This is a genomic window from Streptomyces phytophilus (assembly GCF_013870535.1).
GTDB classification, from domain to species: Bacteria; Actinomycetota; Actinomycetes; order Streptomycetales; family Streptomycetaceae; genus Streptomyces; species Streptomyces phytophilus.
Genome location: NZ_JACBXC010001579.1, coordinates 1 through 1204, shown reverse-complemented (window position 1 = coordinate 1204; position 1204 = coordinate 1). Strand labels below are relative to the sequence as shown.

Sequence of the window (1204 nt, the reverse complement as noted above, 5' to 3'; positions counted from 1 at the left end):
TGCTGGACGGGCGCGAACTGGACCTGACCCGGCGCGAGTTCGACATGCTGGCGTTCCTCGCCGAGCGGCCCGGCGTCGTCGTGCCGCGCCGGGAGCTGCTGTCCGAGGTGTGGCGGCAGTCGTACGGCGACGACCAGACGATCGACGTCCATCTGTCCTGGCTGCGCCGCAAGCTCGGCGAGACCGCCGCCCGGCCCCGCTATCTGCACACCCTGCGCGGCGTCGGCGTGAAGCTCGACCCGCCGCCCGGGATCCCGCCGCCATGAGGTGGGCGCTGGTCAAGGTGTGCCTGGCGGTCACGGTGATGGTCGTGGTCGCCTTCGCCGTTCCGCTCGGGCTCGTCGTCAAGGAGATGGCCCGGGACCGCGCGCTGACCAACGCCGAGCGGATCGCCGCCGGCATCGGCCCGGCGCTGGCGATCACCACCGACGCCGAGCAGTTGGAGCGGGCGGTGGGCAGCACCGAGGCCGGTGCGGACGGGCGGATCGCGGTGCACGTGCCGCGCGGCAGCGCGGAGGGCATGTCGGCGGTACGGATCGGGGAGCCGCGCGCCGGCGCGGCCGACGTGGAGCGCGCCTCCGGCGCGGGCACGTCGTCGCTGGTCGCCGTCGCCGGCGGGCACGCGCTGCTGCAGCCCATCGCCGTGGAGGGCGACCGGGTCGCCGTCGTGGAGGTGTTCGTGCCGGCGGGGGAGCTGACCAAGGGCGTGACGCTGGCGTGGCTGGTGCTCGCCGGCGTCGGCCTCGCGCTGGTCGCGGGCTCCGTCGCCGTGGCGGACCGGCTCGGCACCAGGATGGTGCGGCCCGCGCGCCGCCTGGCGGGCGCCGCGCACGACCTGGGGGAGGGCAAGCTCGGCGTCCGGGTCGAGGAGTCCGGCCCTTCCGAACTGCGCTCGGCGGCCGTGGCGTTCAACTCGATGGCCGACCAGGTCGCGCTGCTGCTGGCCAACGAGCGCGAGCTGGCCGCCGACCTCTCCCACCGGCTGCGCACCCCGCTGACCGTGCTCCGGCTCAACGCCGCCTCCCTCGGCGACAGCGGCGCCGCCGAGCAGACCCGGCAGGCGGTGGCCCAACTGGAGCGCGAGATCGACCAGATCATCGCCACCGTGCGCGAGCAGCGCGGCCGGCCCGCCGGGCAGCAGGCGGCCGCGGTGGTCGGCTGCGACGTCTCCGCGGTCATCAGGGAGCGGATGGAGTTCTGGTCC

General features: G+C 75.7%; 2 protein-coding genes. Both read left to right on the top strand.

The window, feature by feature from the left end; translation table 11 throughout:
- Window positions 1–266: winged helix-turn-helix domain-containing protein (locus H5J30_RS34390; protein WP_181791735.1), on the top strand; the 266-nt coding region annotated here is incomplete at its 5' end.
- Window positions 263–1204, top strand: a 942-nt coding sequence (locus tag H5J30_RS34385; protein WP_181791734.1) for a HAMP domain-containing protein, incomplete at its 3' end; no start/stop codon positions are given. The genes H5J30_RS34390 and H5J30_RS34385, both read left to right, overlap by 4 nt.